The following is a 710-nucleotide window of genomic DNA, read 5'->3' as shown; positions in this document are numbered from 1 at the left end:
AATTAAGGTGTGAAGCACGCGAGCACGACACTTAATTCGACCACCGTAAACACTAAACTTAACCCAAACCAAAAATGCCAAGCGTGCTGAATCACTCTTAAATTGTTTGTTATGTGCATTCTTGCCAGTTGTACTCCATTTGCCTCGCCACTGTCTCGGCAAACTGCTGACCGTAGTGTTTTGACACTATATGTAAGCTCATGTCGATACCCGCAGATATACCACCAGAAGTTGTGAGTTTTCCAGAAGTTACCCAACGTTGGTTATTAACAACATTTAAGTCTGGAAACTGAGTAGCTAAATCAGGAATATCTTCCCAATGGGTAGTCACTGTTAAGTTTTTGATTAAACCTGCTTGAGCTAGAAGAAACACACCAGTACAAACTGATGCAACTTCGGAAGCTAGAGGAACTACCGAAGCTAACCAAGTCATGATATTTGGCTTACACATTTCATCCGTATGTACCCCGCCCACAACAACCAGTAAATCTATTGGAGGATGATCCTGTAACGGATAATCAGGTAAAACTTTAAAACCACCACGAGCTACAACTGGCTTAGAACTTTCTGAAACTAGAAATATGTTCAGACTCTCAGCACCAAGCCGTTTAGCTGTACTAAAAACTTCAAATGGACCCGAAAAATCAAGAACTTCAGCTTGATCGTAAATGTAGATACCTATGTTCATTGCGCCTCCATGCACATAACGC

The 710-nt window shown here is 41.4% G+C and carries 1 protein-coding gene; it reads right to left on the bottom strand.

What is annotated here, in order from left to right; translation table 11 throughout:
• Nucleotides 1–109: 109 nt before the first annotated feature.
• On the bottom strand, nucleotides 110–688 hold the full coding sequence (locus AACW06_RS19855) for a DJ-1/PfpI family protein (RefSeq protein ID WP_192076371.1): 579 nt from the start codon (nucleotides 686–688) through the stop codon (nucleotides 110–112).
• Nucleotides 689–710: the final 22 nt, after the last annotated feature.

It is taken from the genome of Vibrio sp. S12_S33 (assembly GCF_963889785.1).
In the GTDB taxonomy this organism is placed as follows: domain Bacteria; phylum Pseudomonadota; class Gammaproteobacteria; order Enterobacterales; family Vibrionaceae; genus Vibrio; species Vibrio aestuarianus.
Note: the sequence above shows the minus strand (reverse complement) of the source record. Positions and strands in the feature narration are given on the sequence as shown.

Excerpts from the sequence above, each read along its gene's own strand:
- AACW06_RS19855 (WP_192076371.1), bottom strand. The coding sequence starts at position 688 with ATGAACATAGGTATCTACATTTACGATCAAGCTGAAGTTCTTGATTTT.